This window comes from Pseudomonas sp. R3-18-08, from assembly GCF_003852065.1.
Lineage (GTDB): Bacteria > Pseudomonadota > Gammaproteobacteria > Pseudomonadales > Pseudomonadaceae > Aquipseudomonas.
Genome location: NZ_CP027729.1, coordinates 4,214,322 through 4,231,674, shown reverse-complemented (window position 1 = coordinate 4,231,674; position 17,353 = coordinate 4,214,322). Strand labels below are relative to the sequence as shown.

The 17,353-nt window shown below is 60.7% G+C and carries 15 protein-coding genes and 1 pseudogene; 10 read left to right on the top strand and 6 right to left on the bottom strand.

The genetic code is table 11. From position 1 onward, the window contains the following. Positions 1-58: 58 nt before the first annotated feature. Positions 59-634, bottom strand: a complete 576-nt coding sequence (locus C4J92_RS19325; protein ID WP_057721200.1) for an ANTAR domain-containing response regulator — start codon at positions 632-634, stop codon at positions 59-61. Between the two features lie 13 nt (positions 635-647). After that, positions 648-1,874 carry a CmpA/NrtA family ABC transporter substrate-binding protein gene (locus C4J92_RS19320; RefSeq protein WP_124404956.1) on the bottom strand — a complete coding sequence of 409 codons (1,227 nt, stop codon included), beginning with the start codon at positions 1,872-1,874 and terminating at the stop codon, positions 648-650. A 237-nt stretch (positions 1,875-2,111) separates the two neighbouring features. Here C4J92_RS19320 and C4J92_RS19315 point away from each other — a divergent pair. From C4J92_RS19315 to C4J92_RS19295, 5 genes and pseudogenes are all read left to right on the top strand, one after another. Next, positions 2,112-2,948: pseudogene (locus tag C4J92_RS19315) on the top strand (secretin N-terminal domain-containing protein); the annotation flags it as partial. 107 nt (positions 2,949-3,055) lie between these two features. Continuing rightward, positions 3,056-3,277 carry a FliM/FliN family flagellar motor switch protein gene (locus C4J92_RS19310; protein ID WP_124371513.1) on the top strand — a complete coding sequence of 74 codons (222 nt, stop codon included), beginning with the start codon at positions 3,056-3,058 and terminating at the stop codon, positions 3,275-3,277. A gap of 161 nt (positions 3,278-3,438) precedes the next feature. Next, positions 3,439-3,825, top strand: coding sequence for a winged helix-turn-helix domain-containing protein (locus tag C4J92_RS19305; RefSeq protein WP_124404955.1), 387 nt, complete (start codon positions 3,439-3,441; stop codon positions 3,823-3,825). Continuing rightward, positions 3,818-4,279, top strand: a complete 462-nt coding sequence (locus C4J92_RS19300) for a transglycosylase SLT domain-containing protein (protein WP_124404954.1) — start codon at positions 3,818-3,820, stop codon at positions 4,277-4,279. The genes C4J92_RS19305 and C4J92_RS19300 overlap by 8 nt, the downstream gene beginning before the upstream one ends. Positions 4,280-4,364: 85 nt before the next feature. Beyond that, positions 4,365-5,384 (top strand): quinone-dependent dihydroorotate dehydrogenase, encoded by a 1,020-nt coding sequence (locus C4J92_RS19295; protein WP_124363922.1) that lies wholly within the window; start codon positions 4,365-4,367, stop codon positions 5,382-5,384. A 135-nt stretch (positions 5,385-5,519) separates the two neighbouring features. Here C4J92_RS19295 and rmf read toward each other — a convergent pair whose 3' ends face one another. Continuing rightward, positions 5,520-5,735, bottom strand: a complete 216-nt coding sequence (rmf, locus tag C4J92_RS19290) for a ribosome modulation factor (protein WP_002553055.1) — start codon at positions 5,733-5,735, stop codon at positions 5,520-5,522. A 532-nt stretch (positions 5,736-6,267) separates the two neighbouring features. On the opposite strand from rmf, the gene rlmKL reads away from it, so the two are divergent. Together rlmKL and C4J92_RS19280 are read left to right on the top strand one after the other, a co-directional pair. Continuing rightward, on the top strand, positions 6,268-8,532 hold the full coding sequence (gene rlmKL / locus C4J92_RS19285) for a bifunctional 23S rRNA (guanine(2069)-N(7))-methyltransferase RlmK/23S rRNA (guanine(2445)-N(2))-methyltransferase RlmL (protein ID WP_124404953.1): 2,265 nt from the start codon (positions 6,268-6,270) through the stop codon (positions 8,530-8,532). Positions 8,533-8,672: 140 nt separating this feature from the next. Beyond that, on the top strand, positions 8,673-11,060 hold the full coding sequence (locus C4J92_RS19280; protein WP_124404952.1) for a GGDEF domain-containing protein: 2,388 nt from the start codon (positions 8,673-8,675) through the stop codon (positions 11,058-11,060). 2 nt (positions 11,061-11,062) lie between these two features. Here the strand turns inward: C4J92_RS19280 and dacB are convergent, their stop codons facing one another. Continuing rightward, a complete protein-coding gene (gene dacB, locus C4J92_RS19275) occupies positions 11,063-12,523 on the bottom strand; it encodes a D-alanyl-D-alanine carboxypeptidase/D-alanyl-D-alanine-endopeptidase (RefSeq protein ID WP_124404951.1) in 1,461 nt (486 codons plus the stop codon). A 237-nt stretch (positions 12,524-12,760) separates the two neighbouring features. Between dacB and C4J92_RS19270 the strand changes: the two genes are divergently transcribed. Further along, positions 12,761-13,105, top strand: coding sequence for a YggL family protein (locus C4J92_RS19270; RefSeq protein ID WP_124367947.1), 345 nt, complete (start codon positions 12,761-12,763; stop codon positions 13,103-13,105). Between the two features lie 37 nt (positions 13,106-13,142). On the opposite strand, the gene C4J92_RS19265 is transcribed toward C4J92_RS19270, so the two are convergent. Further along, on the bottom strand, positions 13,143-14,333 hold the full coding sequence (locus C4J92_RS19265; protein ID WP_124363918.1) for a benzoate/H(+) symporter BenE family transporter: 1,191 nt from the start codon (positions 14,331-14,333) through the stop codon (positions 13,143-13,145). 214 nt (positions 14,334-14,547) lie between these two features. On the opposite strand from C4J92_RS19265, the gene C4J92_RS19260 reads away from it, so the two are divergent. After that, a complete protein-coding gene (locus tag C4J92_RS19260) occupies positions 14,548-15,312 on the top strand; it encodes a GntR family transcriptional regulator (protein ID WP_124404950.1) in 765 nt (254 codons plus the stop codon). Between the two features lie 202 nt (positions 15,313-15,514). On the opposite strand, the gene C4J92_RS19255 is transcribed toward C4J92_RS19260, so the two are convergent. Then, positions 15,515-16,264 (bottom strand): glucose 1-dehydrogenase, encoded by a 750-nt coding sequence (locus tag C4J92_RS19255; protein WP_124404949.1) that lies wholly within the window; start codon positions 16,262-16,264, stop codon positions 15,515-15,517. A 187-nt stretch (positions 16,265-16,451) separates the two neighbouring features. Here C4J92_RS19255 and C4J92_RS19250 point away from each other — a divergent pair, with 187 nt between their 5' ends. After that, positions 16,452-17,345: an AraC family transcriptional regulator gene (locus C4J92_RS19250; protein ID WP_124404948.1), complete on the top strand. Its 894-nt coding sequence runs from the start codon at positions 16,452-16,454 to the stop codon at positions 17,343-17,345. The last annotated feature ends 8 nt before the right edge of the window (positions 17,346-17,353 follow it).

Genomic DNA, 17,353 nt, shown 5'->3' with positions numbered 1-17,353 from the left:
GGATTGGGCAACCGCCGTTGGCTACCTGTAGAGGTTCTTTAGCAAGAGCCGCGCCACATCACCCGAGCAATTCGCTCATGGCAATAATCTGTTCGGCGACCTGGATCAGTTTCTGCTGGCGGCTCATGGCCTGGCGGCGCATGAGGGTGTAGGCCTCTTCCTCATTGCAGTCCTTCATTTTCATCAGCAGACCTTTGGCCAGCTCGATGCGCTTGCGCTCCGCCAACTGTTGATCGCGGGCGTGAAGCTGGGCGCGCAGGGCCTGGTCGCTTTCGAAGCGTGCCATGGCCACATCGAGGATCGGTTGCAGGCGCTGGGCCTGGATGCCTTCGACGATGTAGGCACTGACCCCGGACTTGATCGCCTGGCGCATGACATTCGGGTCGTGCTCGTCGGTAAACATCACGATAGGGCGGGGTTGATCGCGACTGACCAGCACCACCTGTTCCATCACATCGCGGCCGGGTGACTCGGTATCGATCAGGATCACGTCGGGGCGCACCGTTTCGACGCGCGCGGGCAAGTCGATGGTCAGGCCGGATTCATCGATCACCTCAAAACCGGCCTCGGTCAACGCGGCCTTGAGCCGGCCGACTTTGCGCGGGGTGTCGTTGATCAACAGGATTCGCAGCATGGTCGTGCTCCTGTCAGCGCAGCGCTTGGCGGCTGGTGTCGTCCGCCATGGCGTGCAGACGGAAGCTGCGGGCATAGCCGGCGGGGTCGGAGCCGTCCCAGACCTTGCCGTCGATCAACTGGCTGCTGCGCATATCTTCGTCATGGGGCGGGACGCCGACGGCGCTGGCGGCTTGACGGTACACCTCCAGTTGTTGCACCTGGCGGGCAACGTCGAGGTAGTCCGGGTCTTCGCGCAACAGGCCCCAGCGGCGGAACTGGGTCATGAACCACATGCCATCGCAAAGGTAGGGCAGGTTGACCGTGCCATCGGCGAAAAAACGCAGCGCATGCGGGTCCTGCCACTGGTTGCCCAGGCCATCGTCGTAATTGCCCAGCAGGCGCGGTTCGATACAGTCCAGGGGCGCGTCGAGGTACTCGCGGGCGCTGAGCAGCTGGGCGGTGGAGCGACGGTTTTGCGTGCTCGCTTCGATAAAGCGGCTGGCTTCAAGAATCGCCATCACCAGCACACGGGCGGTATTGGGGTATTGGTCGACGAAGGCCTGGGTACAGCCCAGGACCTTTTCCGGATGATTTGGCCAGATCGACTGGCTGGTCGCCAGGGTGAAGCCCTGGTTCTGCTTTACCGCGCTGGCGCACCAGGGTTCACCGACGCACAGGCCGTCGATACGACCGGCTTGCAGGTGCGCGACCATTTGCGGCGGGGGCACCACCACGCTGTCCACGTCCCGCAGCGGGTGGATGCCCTGGCTCGCCAGCCAGTAATACAGCCACATGGCGTGGGTGCCGGTGGGAAAAGTCTGGGCAAAGGTGAGTTTTGTACGGCTTTGGTGCACGTGTCGCTCCAATGCCTCAGGAGTGACCACGCCTTGCTGTTGCAGCCCACGGGACAGGTTGATGCTCTGCCCGTTCTGGTTCAGCCCCATCAGCACCGCCATCGGGCTCGGAGCAACGCCGCCGATGCCCAGGTGCACGGCATAGATCAGCCCGTACAGGCTGTGGGCGGCGTCCAGCTCGCCGCTGACCAGTTTGTCGCGCAAGTTGGCCCAGGACGTTTGACGCTTGAGGTTGAGCGTGAGGCCATAGGGTTGCGCAAACCCCTGGGTGGCGGCGACCACCAGCGAGGCGCAATCAGTCAAGGCCATGAACCCCAGGTCGAGACTGCTCTTTTCCGGCGCGTCACTGCCGTTTACCCAGGCCAGCGCCGGGGTCACCGGGCTGTTGCCGACCGAATCGTTCATCCACACCTACCTTTTCTCTCAAAAAAAAGCGTCGCTTCCTCGGATGGCGATACCAGCCATTACAGGGAAACGACGCCTTTGTCCGTAGGCCCGCTCCGTCGTTGGCGCGCGCCCTGATAGAGAGTGCATAGCAAGGCACATGCCACGGGGCAGCCGTCAGCTTTCCATCATGATTGAACCTCGCCTGCCTCTCAGTATGGCCGCTCTTTCGCGTTCTACCGCCCCAGGAAAACCAAGGTGCATGCTGAATCTCCCATTCCGACGAACCGCCACTGCCTCGGTAGCACGCTGCTGTGGGTGGTGCTGTTGCTGCTCAGCCGGGTTGCCTGGGGCGAGCCGTATCAGGCCAGCGATGAAAGCCTGGCCAGTTTTTTCGCTGCATTGTCGGTGCCCCTGGGTCTGCCTGTGGTGGTCAGTCGGGAGGCGGCGCCCAGGCGTGTCAGCGGGACCTTCGATTTCGAGGCGCCCCAACAGGTCCTCGAAGCGCTGGCCCGACGTGAAGGCCTGATCTGGCACAGCGACGGGCAATCGGTGCACGTCTACAACGCGACTGAAGCGAGAACCTCCGTGGTGGCGTTGCGGTACATCTCGGTCAACCGACTGCGCGGCATCCTGCGCCGAACGGGGCTGGATGAATCGCGCTATCCCTTGCGCGACAGCGGGGTGCGTACCTTCTACGTGTCCGGGCCACCCAGCTATGTCAACCAAGTGCTGCGGCTGGCGCAATTGACGGACCGCCGACGCAGTGAGCTGCGCGTGGGGACGCACGCCTTCGGGGTGGTGCAGGTATTCAATACCCACGTCGAGGATCGGCAGTATGGCAGCGGTGCGAGCAAGGTCAGCGTGCCGGGGATGGCCTCCATCATTCAAGGCCTGCTGGCCAGTGAGCAGAAGGGCCCGCTGGCGGACAAGAACCTGACGCTGATCGCCTATGCGGACACCAACAGCCTCTTGATCAAAGGCAAACCGGCCCAGGTAAGCCTGATCGAGAAGCTGGTAGATGAACTGGATGTACCCAAGCAACTGAATGAAGTCTCGTCATGGCGGGTGGATGTGGACCGTGACGAATCGAAGCCTCCGGCCGGGCCGCCGCCGTTGACGGCTGCGCAATATGAACGTGTGCAACGTGCGTTCGTAAGGCCGGGCCGCGAGCGTTCCCCCTGAATAAAAGGCGTTTGTCCATGTACCTGGAAATACTGCTGCAGGAGCAATTGATCAGCCGTAAGCGTCTGGCTGCGTTTGCGCCGGGGAAAGTGTTGCCTTTGGCGCCTGAGGTCATCCACTGCGTGGAGGTGCGGGTCAACGGGCAGTTGATGGCTGTGGGTGAGTTGGTGCAGCTGGAGGACCGGTTAGGCGTTGAATTGCATGAGGTGTATCAGGAATGGCTACCTCGTTCGGGTTGAGTGGTGAACTGTCTTACAACGAGACGCTGAAAAACGCTGACTGAATAGGGTTTTTCCTAGCGTGATACGCGAGACAGGTTTTTATAGTCATGGCATCGGGCGAGTGCGCCGTCACAGCAAGAAGGGTTTGAATGTCAGCAGTCGAATGTGCAGGACGCCTTATGGACATCGGGATTGAAGAATCGACAAATTCCCTGGTTTTCGCTCACTGGACCTTGCATGAAGATGGTCGGCTCACGGGTAGGGAAACCGATATTCAACTGCCGCCCAAAGAAGGGAGCGTGCTCCGACTGTTGCTGGTTTCCGGCGGTTCGTTGATGACCAAGGACCGCTTGTTGGCGCTTGCCTGGCCCCGGGGCGAGGTGGCTGATGAGTCATTGACACGTTGCATCTACGCCTTGCGCAGACACTTGAAGGCCGACAAAGGGTTTATCAAGACCGTGTATGGCAAGGGCTACCGTTTTACCTGCCCTGTGCAGGTCCGGAACGTTGAGCCCAAGCACGTCATGTACGTGTGTTCGGCGTGCGGACAGATCAGCAATGTTTAAAGTGTGGGGCAGGGGCCTGATGCTGGGTGTGCTGATGGGCAGCAACCAGGCCCTGGCCTACTGCTGGGATGAAGTGGCGCGTCGTTACGACTTCGAGCCGGAGTTGCTGCAGGCCATCGCGGCGGTAGAGTCGGGGTACCGCGCAGAAGCGATCAACTATGCCAACGCTAATGGCACGCATGATATCGGCTTGATGCAAATCAACAGCAGTCACCTGCCTCGCCTGCTCAAGCTGGGCATTACCGAAGAGCGGCTGTTGAGCGAGCCGTGTTTGTCGGTGGAGGTCGGTGCCTCGATTCTTGCCGGGTTCGTTCAGCGTTTCGGCTATAACTGGACGGCGGTAGGTTCCTACAATGTGGGAGCGGGCGCCGGGGCGGAGCGTGATGCGTTGCGCATGCGCTACGCCGAAAAAGTCTGGGCGCGTTATGAGGCATTGATGGCCCATCGTAATTGACGATTGGGCAGCACGCCTCGCATGCAGCGTGTGTCCCCGGCTATAATCGCGCCACCTTTCGCCGCCATCCGAGTCTAGCCCGCCCATGTATACCCTGGCCCGCCAGCTGTTGTTCAAACTCTCCCCGGAAACCTCCCACGATCTGTCCCTGGACCTGATCGGGGCCGGTGGCCGCCTGGGGCTCAATGGCCTGGTATGCAAGGCTGCGGCGAAAGTACCGGTGTCGGTGATGGGCCTTGAATTTCCCAATCCGGTCGGGCTGGCGGCCGGCCTGGACAAGAACGGTGCGGCAATCGACGGGTTTGCGCAGTTGGGTTTCGGTTTCGTCGAAATCGGCACCGTGACGCCTCGGCCGCAACCGGGTAACCCCAAGCCCCGGATCTTCCGCCTGCCGGAAGCCGAGGCGATCATCAACCGCATGGGCTTCAACAATCTGGGTGTGGACCATTTGTTGTCACGGGTTCAGGCGGCAAAGTACAAGGGCATCCTCGGTATCAACATCGGCAAGAATTTCGACACGCCGGTAGAGCGTGCGGTGGACGATTACCTGATCTGCCTGGACAAGGTCTACGCCCACGCCAGCTACGTCACCGTCAACGTCAGCTCGCCCAACACCCCGGGCTTGCGCAGCCTGCAGTTCGGCGACTCCCTCAAGCAATTGCTCGAAGCATTGCGCCAGCGCCAGGAAGACCTGGCAGTGCGCCACGGCAAGCGAGTGCCATTGGCGATCAAGATCGCTCCCGATATGAGCGATGAAGAAACCGTGCTGGTGGCTCAGGCCCTGATGAACGCGGGCATGGATGCGGTGATTGCGACCAACACCACCCTCAGCCGTGTGGGCGTCGAAGGCCTCGCTCACGGTGACGAGGCGGGCGGTCTGTCCGGCGCGCCGGTACGGGACAAAAGCACCCATATCGTCAAGGTGCTGGCGGCCGAACTGGCGGGGCGCCTGCCGATCATCGCCGTGGGGGGGATCACCGAAGGCAAACACGCGGCTGAAAAGATCGCGGCGGGCGCAAGCCTGGTGCAGCTGTACTCCGGTTTCATCTACAAAGGCCCCGCGCTGATTCGCGAAGCGGTGGACGCGATCGCCGCCCTGCGCTGAAGGCGCTTGTGTGGACACAGGCAATAAAAAGGGCTCCATAAAGGAGCCCCTGGGCCGAAGCCCGCCGCCCGGATAGGACGTGCGTGGTTAAGTCGCTACATATTCAAGTTGATGTGTCGGAATTAAGTGCCCTGATTAGCCGACGGCGTGAAGTTCGTTGAGTCTGTGGATACCCGCAGTGCCAGTCATACCGTCCCAGTTGTCGCCTCGTCCTTCTCGCCAGCCATTGATCCAGGCTTGGCGCACCGACGGTAGAGTAAATGGGCAAAGCTCACGGGATTTTCCATGAACGCCATATTGATATCCGCGTAAAAATGCTCTTTCCAACGGATCACGCTTAAGTCTTCTCATAGGGTGTTTCCCTCACTTGTTGACTGTCTAGATATCCTTCGGCCTCGTGTGAGGCCGGGCAGAGTTTTTCTGCCGTTGGTGGGCTCGCTGCCGGCGTGGCGAGCCGAAGTGTCGACGTCGTTACGGCGCCAACCTGTGTTGAGTTCTAACCAATAGGTCACATGGATTCAATGATCGTTTTGTCATAAGCACGTAACGATAACGATGCTATAGCCATAAGCTGGGATGGCTTTTCGCCCCTTTTCCTAGGCAAAGCCAGCTATGATGTGCCCTGCAAAGAGAATGTGTTTAATCCTTTGGTGAGAATGCCCACCTGTTGCAGTCGGTTATTATTCGACGAAGGGTCGGAATATTTCTTTTTGTTGCTTCAAATTCTTCTTCTGCCCCGTCATTAAAGGCCCAAAGGCCCATCAGACGAGGTGGAACGGCACATTCGTGCCACGCGAGCACTCTTCAAGAAAAGTGCTTGATTGAAAACCGAACCGGCGATGCGTCGCCCGTTCATTGATTGCTGAAAAGCCTGGAATGCCCCATGTCGGACCGTTTTGAACTCTTCCTCACCTGCCCCAAGGGCCTCGAAGGCCTGCTGATCGAGGAAGCCGTCGGGCTTGGCCTTGAGGACGCCCGCGAGCACACCTCGGCCGTGCGCGGCATGGCCGACATGGAAACCGCCTACCGCCTGTGCCTGTGGTCGCGTCTGGCCAACCGGGTGTTGCTGGTGCTCAAGCGCTTCCCGATGAAGGACGCCGAGGACCTCTACCACGGCGTGCTGGATATTGAATGGGCCGACCACATGGTCAGCGACGGTACGCTGGCGGTGGAGTTCAGCGGTCACGGCTCGGGCATCGACAACACCCACTTCGGCGCGCTGAAGGTCAAGGATGCAATCGTCGACAAGCTGCGCACCCCGACTGGCGAACGCCCGTCCATCGACAAGATCAACCCGGACCTGCGCATCCACCTGCGCCTGGACCGTGGCGAAGCCATCCTGTCCCTGGACCTGTCCGGCCACAGCCTGCACCAGCGCGGCTACCGCCTGCAGCAGGGTGCCGCGCCGTTGAAGGAAAACCTGGCGGCCGCGATCCTGATCCGCGCCGGCTGGCCGCGCATCGCTGCCGAAGGCGGCGCATTGACCGACCCGATGTGCGGCGTCGGCACCTTCCTGGTCGAAGGCGCAATGATCGCCGCCGACATGGCGCCCAACCTCAATCGCGAACTGTGGGGCTTCACCACGTGGCTCGGACACGTCCCGGCGTTGTGGAAGAAGCTGCACGCCGAGGCCACCGAACGTGCCGCTATCGGCATGAACAAAACTCCGCTGTGGGTGCGTGGCTATGAAGCCGATCCGCGTCTGATCCAGCCGGCCCGCAACAACATCGAGCGCGCCGGCCTGAGCCACTGGATCAAGGTGTACCAGGGCGAAGTCGGCACGTTCGAGCCGCGCCCGGACCAGAACCAGAAAGGCCTGGTGATCTGCAACCCGCCGTACGGCGAGCGTTTGGGGGACGAGGCCAGCCTGTTGTACCTCTACCAGAACCTTGGCGAGCGTCTGCGCCAGGCTTGCATGGGCTGGGAAGCCGCAGTGTTCACCGGCGCGCCGGACCTGGGCAAGCGCATGGGCATCCGCAGCCACAAACAGTATTCGTTCTGGAACGGCGCGTTACCGTGCAAATTGTTGCTGATCAAGGTCAACCCGGATCAGTTCGTCACCGGCGAGCGTCGTACCCCGGAGCAGCGCCAGGCTGAACGTGAGCAAGCGGCTTACGACCAGGCCCCGACCGAACCGGTGGAGCGTCAGTACAACAAGAACGGCAACCCGATCAAGCCAGCCCCGGCCCCGGTGGTCGAACAGGCGCGCTTGAGCGAGGGCGGGCAAATGTTCGCCAACCGCCTTCAGAAGAACCTCAAGCTGCTGGGCAAGTGGGCCAAGCGTGAAGGCGCGGATTGCTACCGCGTGTACGACGCCGATATGCCGGAGTACTCCATGGCTATCGACCTGTATCACGATTGGGTGCATGTGCAGGAATACGCCGCGCCGAAGTCCATCGACCCGGAAAAAGCCTCGGCGCGCATGTTTGACGCGCTCGCGGCAATTCCCCAGGCACTGAACGTCGACAAAAGTCGCGTAGTGGTCAAGCGTCGCGAGCGTCAAAGCGGCACCAAGCAATACGAGCGCCAAAGCGCCCAGGGCAAGTTCACCGAGGTCAGCGAAGGTGGCGTGAAGCTGCTGGTCAACCTCACCGACTACCTGGACACCGGCCTGTTCCTCGACCACCGCCCGATGCGCCTGCGCATTCAGAAGGAATCGGCGGGCAAGCGTTTCCTCAATCTGTATTGCTACACCGCCACCGCCAGCGTGCACGCGGCCAAGGGTGGCGCGCGCAGCACCACCAGTGTCGATTTGTCCAAGACCTACCTGGACTGGGCGCGCCGCAACTTCTCCCTCAACGGCTTTTCCGACAAGAACCGCCTGGAACAAGGTGATGTAATGGCGTGGCTGGAAGCCAGTCGCGATGAGTTCGATATGATTTTCATCGACCCGCCGACCTTCTCCAACTCCAAGCGCATGGAAGGTATTTTCGACGTGCAGCGTGACCACGTGCAATTGCTCGACCTGGCCATGGCGCGCCTGGCGCCGGGCGGCGTGCTGTACTTCTCGAACAACTTCCGCAAGTTCCAGCTGGAAGCCAACCTCAGCCAACGCTATGCGGTCGAGGAGATCAGCGACAAGACCATCGACCCGGATTTCGCGCGTAACGCCAAGATCCACCGCGCCTGGAAAATCACCGCACGCTGATACGTGTGGCGAGGGGGCAAGCTCCCTCGCCACAGCAGGCGTCCGCCGTATTTACGCTGGTCAAACCCTCGACCGATGGCTATAACTTAACGTCCAGCCAAAGTGAAAAACCCCGCACGCTGGCGTTGTGAGTATCGCCTATGCCAATGCAAGCCGTACGCCCGAAGATCCTTGGTTTTATCAGTGAACAGGCATCGGCTTGGCTGGTGGCATTGGTGGTGCTGGCAATCGGTGGCGCGCTGACCCTGGTCATCGCGTGGGCCGCTGCCGACTTTAACCAGCAGCAGGTGCGCCAGCGCTTCCAGTTGCTGGTCAACGAGCGCTACAGCCGGATTCAGGAGCGCTTCGAAGACCAGGAGCTGCGCCTGGATAGCCTGCGCCGCTTCTTCGTCAATTCCAGCGAGGTATCGCGCAGCGAATTTGACGGCTTCGCCCAGCCTTTGTTGTTGCATGCGCGTGCCTATGCCTGGGCGCCGCGTGTGCCTCGGGATCAGCGCAGCCGGTTTGAACAGGACATCTCGCGCCAGCGCGGCGTACCTTTCAACATCCGTGAACTGAATTCGGCAGGTGAGTTGGCGCCCGCTGCCGAGCGCGATGAATACGTACCGGTGTTATACAGCCAGACCCAAAGTCTGTTGGGCTCGCCGTTGGGTTTCGATCTGCTGGCCCAACCCTTGCGGCGCGCCGTGCTGGAGCGCGCGCAAAAAAGCGGCAAGGCGGCGGTGTCCCAGCCCATGCAATTGGTGGGCGTGGAACCGGCCTATGCCGCAGGGGTACTGCTGCTGGCGCCGGTCAGCAAGACGGTCGATGCCCAGCCGGTTGGCTATGTCATGGCAGTGATCAGCATTCGCCAACTGGTGGCCGATGGGTTGCCCAAGGCAAACCGGGATAACCTGGTTATGCAGTTCGTCGACACCTCCGACACTGAGCAGCGTGTGCTGTATGCATCCAGCAATGTGCCGGGCGGCAGCGGCCTTGTCGCCGTCCGACGTCTTACCCTGGGTGACCATGTCTACGCGCTGAGCCTGCGCGCCAGTGAGTTATTCGACAAGGCCAACCATTCTTCGACCAACACCATACTGATCATGGGCGTGTTGCTGAGTGTGCTGCTCAGTGCCTTGCTCTATGTGCTGGTCAGCCAACGCCAGCGGGCGCTGACCCTGGTGGAGCAGCGTACCGCTCAGTTGCGCCTGCGTGAACAGGAGCTGCGGGGCACGCACGGTCAATTGCGCAGCGTGCTGAATGCGGCGACGCACGTCGCAATCATTGCCACGGACTTGCGCGGTGTCATCAACATGTTCAATGCCGGGGCCGAGCGGATGCTGGGGTTCAAGGGCGAGCAAGTGGTGGGCCGCCTGGCGTTGGAAAGCCTGCACCTGGCCACTGAGCTCGAGACCCGCGCCACGCGTTTGAGTGTGGCGCTGGGCAAGCGTATTGCGCCGAGCCAGGCGATGCTGGTGGAAAGTCCCGACGGTCAACAGGATGCCCGCGAGTGGACGCTGGTGCGTGAGGACGGCAGCCCGTTGACCGTAAACATGCTGGTCACGGTGTTGCTGGATGACCATGGCCTGTGGGTCGGGCATTTGGCGATTTACCTGGATGTCACTGAGCAGAAGCGCGCCTATGAAGCGTTGGCCGCGCGCGATCGCTTGCTGAAAAAGCTCAGTGCCCATGTGCCTGGCGGCATCTTCCAGTTCACCTTGGAGCCCCACAACAGCTGGCGCTTCATTTACGCCAGCGAAGGCATGCGCGATATCTATGAGATCGAGCTTGGCGTGTTGCAGCAGGATGCGGGCAAGGTCCTGGAACGCATTCACCCCCTGGACCTTGAGCGGGTACGCGCGTCGATACGCTTGTCGGCGCTGCAACTGAGCCATTGGCGCGAAGAGTATCGCGTGCAGTTGCCCCAGCGCGGCCTGCGCTGGATTCGTGGCGAGGCCACGCCGGAGGAATTACCCGGCGGCGGTACGTTGTGGCACGGTTATGTGTCGGATATTTCCGATCTCAAGCGCGTGGAAGAAGAATTGCGCACGCTGTCCATCACTGACTCCCTGACGGGCATCCACAACCGCCGCTATTTCCAGGACCGCATGAAAGCCGAACTGCTGCGCCACACCCGTACGTCTGGGGCGCTGTCGGTGATCATGCTGGATGTCGACCACTTCAAGCGGGTCAACGACCAGTACGGGCACGGCGCCGGGGACGGTGTGTTGCAGGAGCTGTGCAGGCGAATCAGCCAACGCTTGCGCCGCACCGACGTGTTCTGTCGGTTGGGTGGGGAAGAATTCGTGGTGCTATGCCCGCACACCGATGGCGCCCAGGCTTACCACTTGGCGACGCAGTTGTGGCAGTCGTTGCGCAGCACGCCGATGGCGCCGGCGGGCATCGTCACCGCCAGCTTTGGGGTGGCCAGCTGGCGTGTCGATGAAGGCATTGACGGGTTGCTGCTGCGCGCGGACTCGGCGGTGTATACCGCCAAGCAGACGGGCAGGGACCGGGTGGAGCTGTGTGGCAGCGGCGTTGAATAAGTCTAGAGCACTGGCGCGGCTGCAACCGCCTTCGGCTGGCGATACAGGTCCAGCAGCACTTGGTCCAGCACCGACGACGCGCCCCACGGCTTGGAGTCGTTGAGAATCGCCACCACCGCCCAGGTGTTGCCGTTGTTGTCACGGCTGAACCCGGCGATGGCGCGCACGGTGTTCAAGGTTCCGGTCTTCACATGGGCTTCGCCGCGCATGGCGGTGGTCTTCAGGCGTTTACGCATGGTGCCGTCGGTGCCGGCGATCGGCAGCGAGCTGATGTACTCGGCGGCGTAGGGGCTTTTCCAGGCCGCTTGCAGCATGGCCGCCATTTCGCGGGCGCTGATCCGTTCGGCGCGGGACAGGCCGGAACCGTTCTCCATCACCAGGTGTGGCGCGGTAATGCCTTTTTTCGCCAGCCATTGACGTACTACGCGTTGCGCGGCCTTGGCATCGTCGCCATCGGCATCGTTGCGAAACTGTGCGCCCAGGCTCAGGAACAGTTGCTGGGCCATGGTGTTGTTACTGTATTTATTGATGTCGCGGATGATTTCCGCCAGGTCCGGCGAGAATGCCCGGGCCAGGACCTTGGCATCCTTGGGCACTGGCGCCTGGATATCGCGGCCCTGGATGGTGCCGCCCAATTCCTTCCAGATCGCACGCACGGCGCCGGCGGTGTAGGTGGCATGGTCGAGCAGCGACAGATAGGTCTGCGAACTGCAGCCGTCCGCCAACTGACCACTGACGGTCACGGTCATACTGCCATCGGCGGCGGTCATCGGGCTGTAGCGCACGTCGCCGGTGCACTGTTTGGCGTTGGAGACTTTCACCTGGTTGTCGATGCGAATGCTCGCAATCGGCGGCTCGACCGACACGATCACCCGCCCGGCATCGTTGCGTGTCACGAAGCGCAGGGCTTTAAGGTTGACCAGCAGCGCATCGGGCTTGACTAGGAACGGCTTGTTCTCGTCGTTGCCGTCGTCATTGAACTCCGGCAATTGCGGCTGGTGGAAGAAGTTGCGGTCCAGCACCAGGTCGCCGGTGACCTGCTGTACGCCGTTGGCGCGCAGGTCGCGCATCAACAGCCAGAGTTTTTCCATATTCAGCTTGGGATCGCCGCCGCCCTTGAGGTACAGGTTGCCGCGCAACACGCCGCCGCTGAGTACGCCGTCGGTGTAGAACTCGGTCTTCCACTGATGGTTGGGGCCGAGCATTTCCAGGGCCGCGTAGGTCGTCACCAGTTTCATGGTGGAGGCCGGGTTCACCGACACGTCGGCATTGAACACGGTCGGCGTACCGGGGCCGTTCAAGGGCAGCATCACCAGGGACAATGCGGTGTTTTGCAATTTTGCCTTCTGGAGGGCCTGGGCAACGCTGGGGGGCAGGGTGGTATTGATGGGGGCGGCGGTGGCGCAAACGGCCAGTGGCAGGAGAACACCGGCGAGGAAAACAGAACGTAAAGATTTGATCATAAGAAATAAAACCCTACTGCTGAGAAGGGTGGAAAAAGGCGAGGGGTGTGTAAGAAAATCCCTCATTGGTCATGAAAGTGTCGGCATTATGCCCCAAGCTGAGCTTACGTGTAGCTGAACGATAGCGGGGAATTGGGGTTTTTTTATCGCTTAAGCGCCGCCCGTCCCAGAGAGTCGGGCAATTGCCGCCTTAAACTGCTAAAGTGCCGCCCGTTATTACTTATGAGGATTGTTCCAATGGCGACTAACCGTTCCCAGCGTCTGCGCAAAAAACTGTGCGTTGATGAATTTCAAGAGCTGGGTTTCGAACTGAACCTGGACTTCAAAGAAGGCCTGAGTGAAGAAGCTATCGACGCTTTCCTCGAAGCATTCATCAAAGAAGCCATGGAAGCCAACGGTCTGGGCTATGTCGGCGGCGACGACTACGGTCTGGTTTGCCTGCAGAAGCGCGGCTCGGTCTCCGAAGAGCAGCGTGCTGCTGTCGAAGCCTGGCTGAAAACCCGTTCCGAGCTGACCAAGGCTGACGTCAGCCCGTTGCTGGACGTGTGGTATCCGGAAAAGCCGATCAACGCGGCTAAGTGATACTGAAAAAAACGGCGACCTGAGGGTCGCCGTTTTTTTATGCCTTGCGTCCGTTCAGGATCAGCAGCGTCAACACCCCCGCCACAATCCCCCAGAACGCCGAACCGATGGAAAACAACGTCAAGCCTGACGCGGTGACCATGAAGGTAATCAGCGCCGCTTCCCGTTCCTTCGGCTCATTCATGGCGATGCTCAGGCCATTGATGATCGAGCCAAACAACGCCAGGGCCGCGATCGACAGCACCAGTTCCTTGGGCAACGCTGCGAACAATGCCGCCAAGGTGGCGCCGAACACTCCGGCAATCCCGTAGAACACCCCGCACCATACGGCGGCGGTGTAGCGCTTGTTGCGGTCTTCATGGGCGTGCGGCCCGGTGCAGATCGCCGCGCTGATCGCCGCCAGGTTGATGCCGTGGGAGCCAAAGGGCGCCAACACCAGTGAGGCGAGGCCGGTGGTGGTGATCAATGGCGAGGCCGGCACGCTGTAGCCGTCGGCGCGCAGCACGGCGATACCCGGCATGTTTTGCGAGGTCATCGCCACCACGAACAGCGGGATGCCGATACTGATGGTCGCCGCCAGTGAGAAGTGCGGCGTGGTCCACACCGGTGCCGCGACTTCCAGGTGAAAGCCGCTGAAGTCCAGCAGCCCCATCAAGCCCGACAGCAGGGTGCCGATCACTAGTGCAGCCAGCACGGCATAACGCGGCGACAGGCGCTTGATGACCAGGTAAGTGAAAAACATCCCCAGCACCAGGCCGGTGCGATGCTGCGCGGCGACGAAAATTTCGCTGCCGATCTTGAACAGAATCCCCGCCAGCAACGCCGCCGCCAGTGAGGCGGGGATGCGCTTGACCAGTTTTTCAAAGCTGCCGGTCAGCCCGCAGAGGGTCACCAGCACCGCGCAAGTGATGTAGGCGCCGATGGCCTCGCCGTAGGTGACCCCGCCCAGGCTGGTGATCAACAGTGCCGCGCCAGGTGTGGACCAGGCAATGGTGATCGGCGTGCGATAGCGCAGGGACAGGCCGATGCTGCACACCGCCATGCCGATGGAAAGCGCCCAGATCCACGACGAAATCTGCGCTGTGGTCAAACCGGCGGCCTGGCCGGCCTGGAACATCAGCACCAGCGAGCTGGTGTAGCCGGTCATCATGGCGATGAAGCCGGCGACGATGGCCGAAGGCGAAGTGTCGGCCAGCGGGCGCAAGGGCGCTTGGGTGGCGTCGGTCATGGAAAGATGTTCCTTGTGCAAGAGAAGTTGCGGATTCAAGCCTAAACTCAAACGCAACGACTCATTGCAATACAGCCGACGCCGCAAACAGCCGTACAGTGTGTTGGCGCAGTGGGTTGTGTACAATGTGCCCTGTTTTCAGGTGATACTTGCCAGCGACCCGCTGTTGCCGTATTACCGTTAATTCGCCGCCGTTCTCCAAACCCGAGTGCCCATGAACGAACAGTTGCAACCTCTCAAGAAACAACCGCGAGCCGGCAAGGCCGGTCGCAGCGGAACCCAGGACGATATCGTCTATGCGCATATCTTCGAGGCGATCCTCGAACAACGCCTGGCACCCGGCACCAAATTGAGTGAAGAGGCACTGGGCGAAATCTTCGGCGTGAGCCGCACCATCATTCGCCGCGCGTTGTCGCGCCTGGCCCATGAAGGCGTGGTGCTGCTGCGGCCCAATCGTGGCGCGGTCGTCGCCAGCCCGAGCGTCGACGAGGCCCGCCAAGTGTTCATGGCGCGGCGCCTGGTGGAGCGGGCGATCACCGAGCTGGCGGTGCAGCACGCTACCGCTGAGCAACTGGCCCAGTTGCGCCAGATGGTCAACGACGAACGCGACAGTTTCTCCCGTGGCGACCGTGGCGCCGGCATCCGCCTCTCCGGCGAATTTCACTTGAAGCTGGCTGAAGCGGCGAAGAATGCGCCGCTGATCAGCTTCCAGCGCAGCCTGGTGTCCCAGACTTCCTTGATCATCGCCCAGTACGAAAGCGGCAACCGCTCGCATTGTTCCTACGATGAACACACCCAATTGATCGACGCGATCGAAGCCCGGGATGCGGTACTGGCGGTGGACTTGATGATGCATCACATGGACCACATCGACAGCAAGCTCAACCTCGATGAGGAAAGCGCGTCGGATGATCTGCATGCGGTGTTCTCGCATTTGCTGCAGACCAGGAAGCCGGGGCGTTCGTCGGTAAAGTTGTAAACCCAATCAAGGTGGAAGGGCGCAAGCCCTAGGGCTTGCCTCAAAAGACGCTTTAGCTAAGGTTACTCACACTGCTCACCAAGAGAGCCGTCACGACAGACCGCTATGAGCTTTATGTTCAACTGTGGGCGTTGATTGGAGCCATCGTTTCCCGTCTCAGAACGAAACGTGCTCGCTATATTCAAGCCTCTACCCACCGCAGTCAGTAGCCGACACCACGAACACCGCCAGAAGCGCGGATAGATTCGCCGGTCACCCAGTGCGAGTCCTCGGACGCCAGGAACACCGCGAGCGGCGCGATATCTTCCGGCTCTCCGAAGCGACCCAGCGGCGTCCCTGCAAGAATTTTTTCACCTAGTGCACCGGCAAAATGACCATCGGTGGCGGGAGTATTGGTATGCCCCGGGAGGATCGAGTTGACTCTGATGCTTCGTGGTCCCAGCTCCCTGGCCAATGCAAAGGTAAGGGTATCAACCGCCCCCTTGGTTGCAGAGTACACGCTTGAAGCCAGGTAGGGATCGGTGCTGAGGATCGAGCTGATATTGATGATGCTGCCCTTGGAGCCCATGAGTTTGACGGCTTCACGCACGGCAAGCAGGTAGCCCAGCACGTTCAGGTTGAATTGCTTGTGAAAGGCATCTTCGGTCAAATCATCGATCATCTGGAACACTGCGACACCGGCGTTATTGACCAGGACATCCAACGTACCGAACTTGGTTCGCACGGTTTCGAACAGACGGACGACATCGCATGCTTGGCTCATGTCTGCTTGTACGGCGAAGGCTGAGCCGCCTTGCTCGATGATCTGTCCAACTACCGCATCGGCATCGTCCTTGCTGGAAGCGTAGTTGACGACAACCGTAGCGCCCTGTGCACCCAGCGCTCTGGCAATACCTGCCCCTATGCCTTTGGAAGCCCCTGTGACAACCGCTATTTTTCCTTCGAGTTTCATGACATGACCTTTTTGGGTGGAATGGATGAAGCTTCGTCGCCGCAGGGTGATGGACTGCACGCAACGAACGGTGTGTCATCAGTATCCAGGCACTAAAGGCCGTTGCGTTTGCCGGTTATTCGCACGTCCTTGCCTATTCTTCTCAACTGGCTTGCCATGCCTTCGAAGAGGGTTCACGGTAGGCTGCATGGAAAAGCCAATCGCAGAACTGTGCCGCATCGTGATGCGTGCACAAGACAAATGGACCGAAACCGGTCTACCCCGCGTGGCCATGGTCCGCGCCGAGGCGTGTGCAGACCAGGTGTATCAGCCAATGCTTCATTTAGTGCTCCAAGGCACTAAAACGCTTTCGATTGGGGAAGATGTTTCTCGGTACACAGCCGGTAGTTATTTTTTAGTACCTGTCGACGTACCAGCGACTGGCCAGATTCACGCGAATGCAGTAGCGCAGCCCTATCTCGCGGTGAGCCTGACTTTGGATCCTGAGGTGATCGCGACGTTGCTGATGGACGAGGGCAAGGCGCCAAGGGCACCACAGAAAACCTGTTTCGAAGGCGTACTTGCGCCCGCTGAAATGATTGATGCCTGGCTACGCATGATGCGGCTTATGGATCGTCTGCATGAAGCCGCGGTGCTGGCGCCGATGATCGAGCGCGAGATCCTGTTCCGCGTGTTGCAAGGGCCGCTAGGCGGCATTCTTCGCGATGTTGCCCGGCCTGATGGACGGATGACGCAGATCCGTCGTGTCACCCAGTGGATTCGCGAGCATTACACCGAGCCGTTTCGCATCGAGCCACTGGCGCTCATGTCGGGTATGAGCGTCGCCGCCTTTTATCGGCACTTCAAATCCGTGACAGCCATGACGCCGATTCAATACCAGAAGCGCCTGCGCCTGCTCAGGGCTCGCTGGTTGCTGCTGTTCGATACGCTGGACGCGACGTCCATTGCCTATACAGTGGGCTATGAAAGCGCCTCGCAATTCAATCGAGAGTACGCGCGGCTGTTTGGCCTGCCACCGGCGCGGGACGCTGCGCGATTCAGATCACCAGCCCCCGCCAGAGCGCGCATGGCGGTCTCTTGAGCGGGAGC

Bases quoted from the DNA above. Each gene is read 5' to 3' on its own strand.
- C4J92_RS19265 (WP_124363918.1), bottom strand. From the start codon at position 14,333: ATGACCGACGCCACCCAAGCGCCCTTGCGCCCGCTGGCCGACACTTCG.
- C4J92_RS19270 (WP_124367947.1), top strand. From the start codon at position 12,761: ATGGCGACTAACCGTTCCCAGCGTCTGCGCAAAAAACTGTGCGTTGAT.
- rmf (WP_002553055.1), bottom strand. From the start codon at position 5,735: ATGAGAAGACTTAAGCGTGATCCGTTGGAAAGAGCATTTTTACGCGGA.
- rlmKL (WP_124404953.1), top strand. From the start codon at position 6,268: ATGTCGGACCGTTTTGAACTCTTCCTCACCTGCCCCAAGGGCCTCGAA.
- C4J92_RS19310 (WP_124371513.1), top strand. From the start codon at position 3,056: ATGTACCTGGAAATACTGCTGCAGGAGCAATTGATCAGCCGTAAGCGT.
- C4J92_RS19300 (WP_124404954.1), top strand. From the start codon at position 3,818: ATGTTTAAAGTGTGGGGCAGGGGCCTGATGCTGGGTGTGCTGATGGGC.
- dacB (WP_124404951.1), bottom strand. From the start codon at position 12,523: ATGATCAAATCTTTACGTTCTGTTTTCCTCGCCGGTGTTCTCCTGCCA.
- C4J92_RS19255 (WP_124404949.1), bottom strand. From the start codon at position 16,264: ATGAAACTCGAAGGAAAAATAGCGGTTGTCACAGGGGCTTCCAAAGGC.
- C4J92_RS19320 (WP_124404956.1), bottom strand. From the start codon at position 1,874: ATGAACGATTCGGTCGGCAACAGCCCGGTGACCCCGGCGCTGGCCTGG.
- C4J92_RS19295 (WP_124363922.1), top strand. From the start codon at position 4,365: ATGTATACCCTGGCCCGCCAGCTGTTGTTCAAACTCTCCCCGGAAACC.
- C4J92_RS19250 (WP_124404948.1), top strand. From the start codon at position 16,452: ATGGAAAAGCCAATCGCAGAACTGTGCCGCATCGTGATGCGTGCACAA.
- C4J92_RS19325 (WP_057721200.1), bottom strand. From the start codon at position 634: ATGCTGCGAATCCTGTTGATCAACGACACCCCGCGCAAAGTCGGCCGG.
- C4J92_RS19305 (WP_124404955.1), top strand. From the start codon at position 3,439: ATGGACATCGGGATTGAAGAATCGACAAATTCCCTGGTTTTCGCTCAC.
- C4J92_RS19280 (WP_124404952.1), top strand. From the start codon at position 8,673: ATGCCAATGCAAGCCGTACGCCCGAAGATCCTTGGTTTTATCAGTGAA.
- C4J92_RS19260 (WP_124404950.1), top strand. From the start codon at position 14,548: ATGAACGAACAGTTGCAACCTCTCAAGAAACAACCGCGAGCCGGCAAG.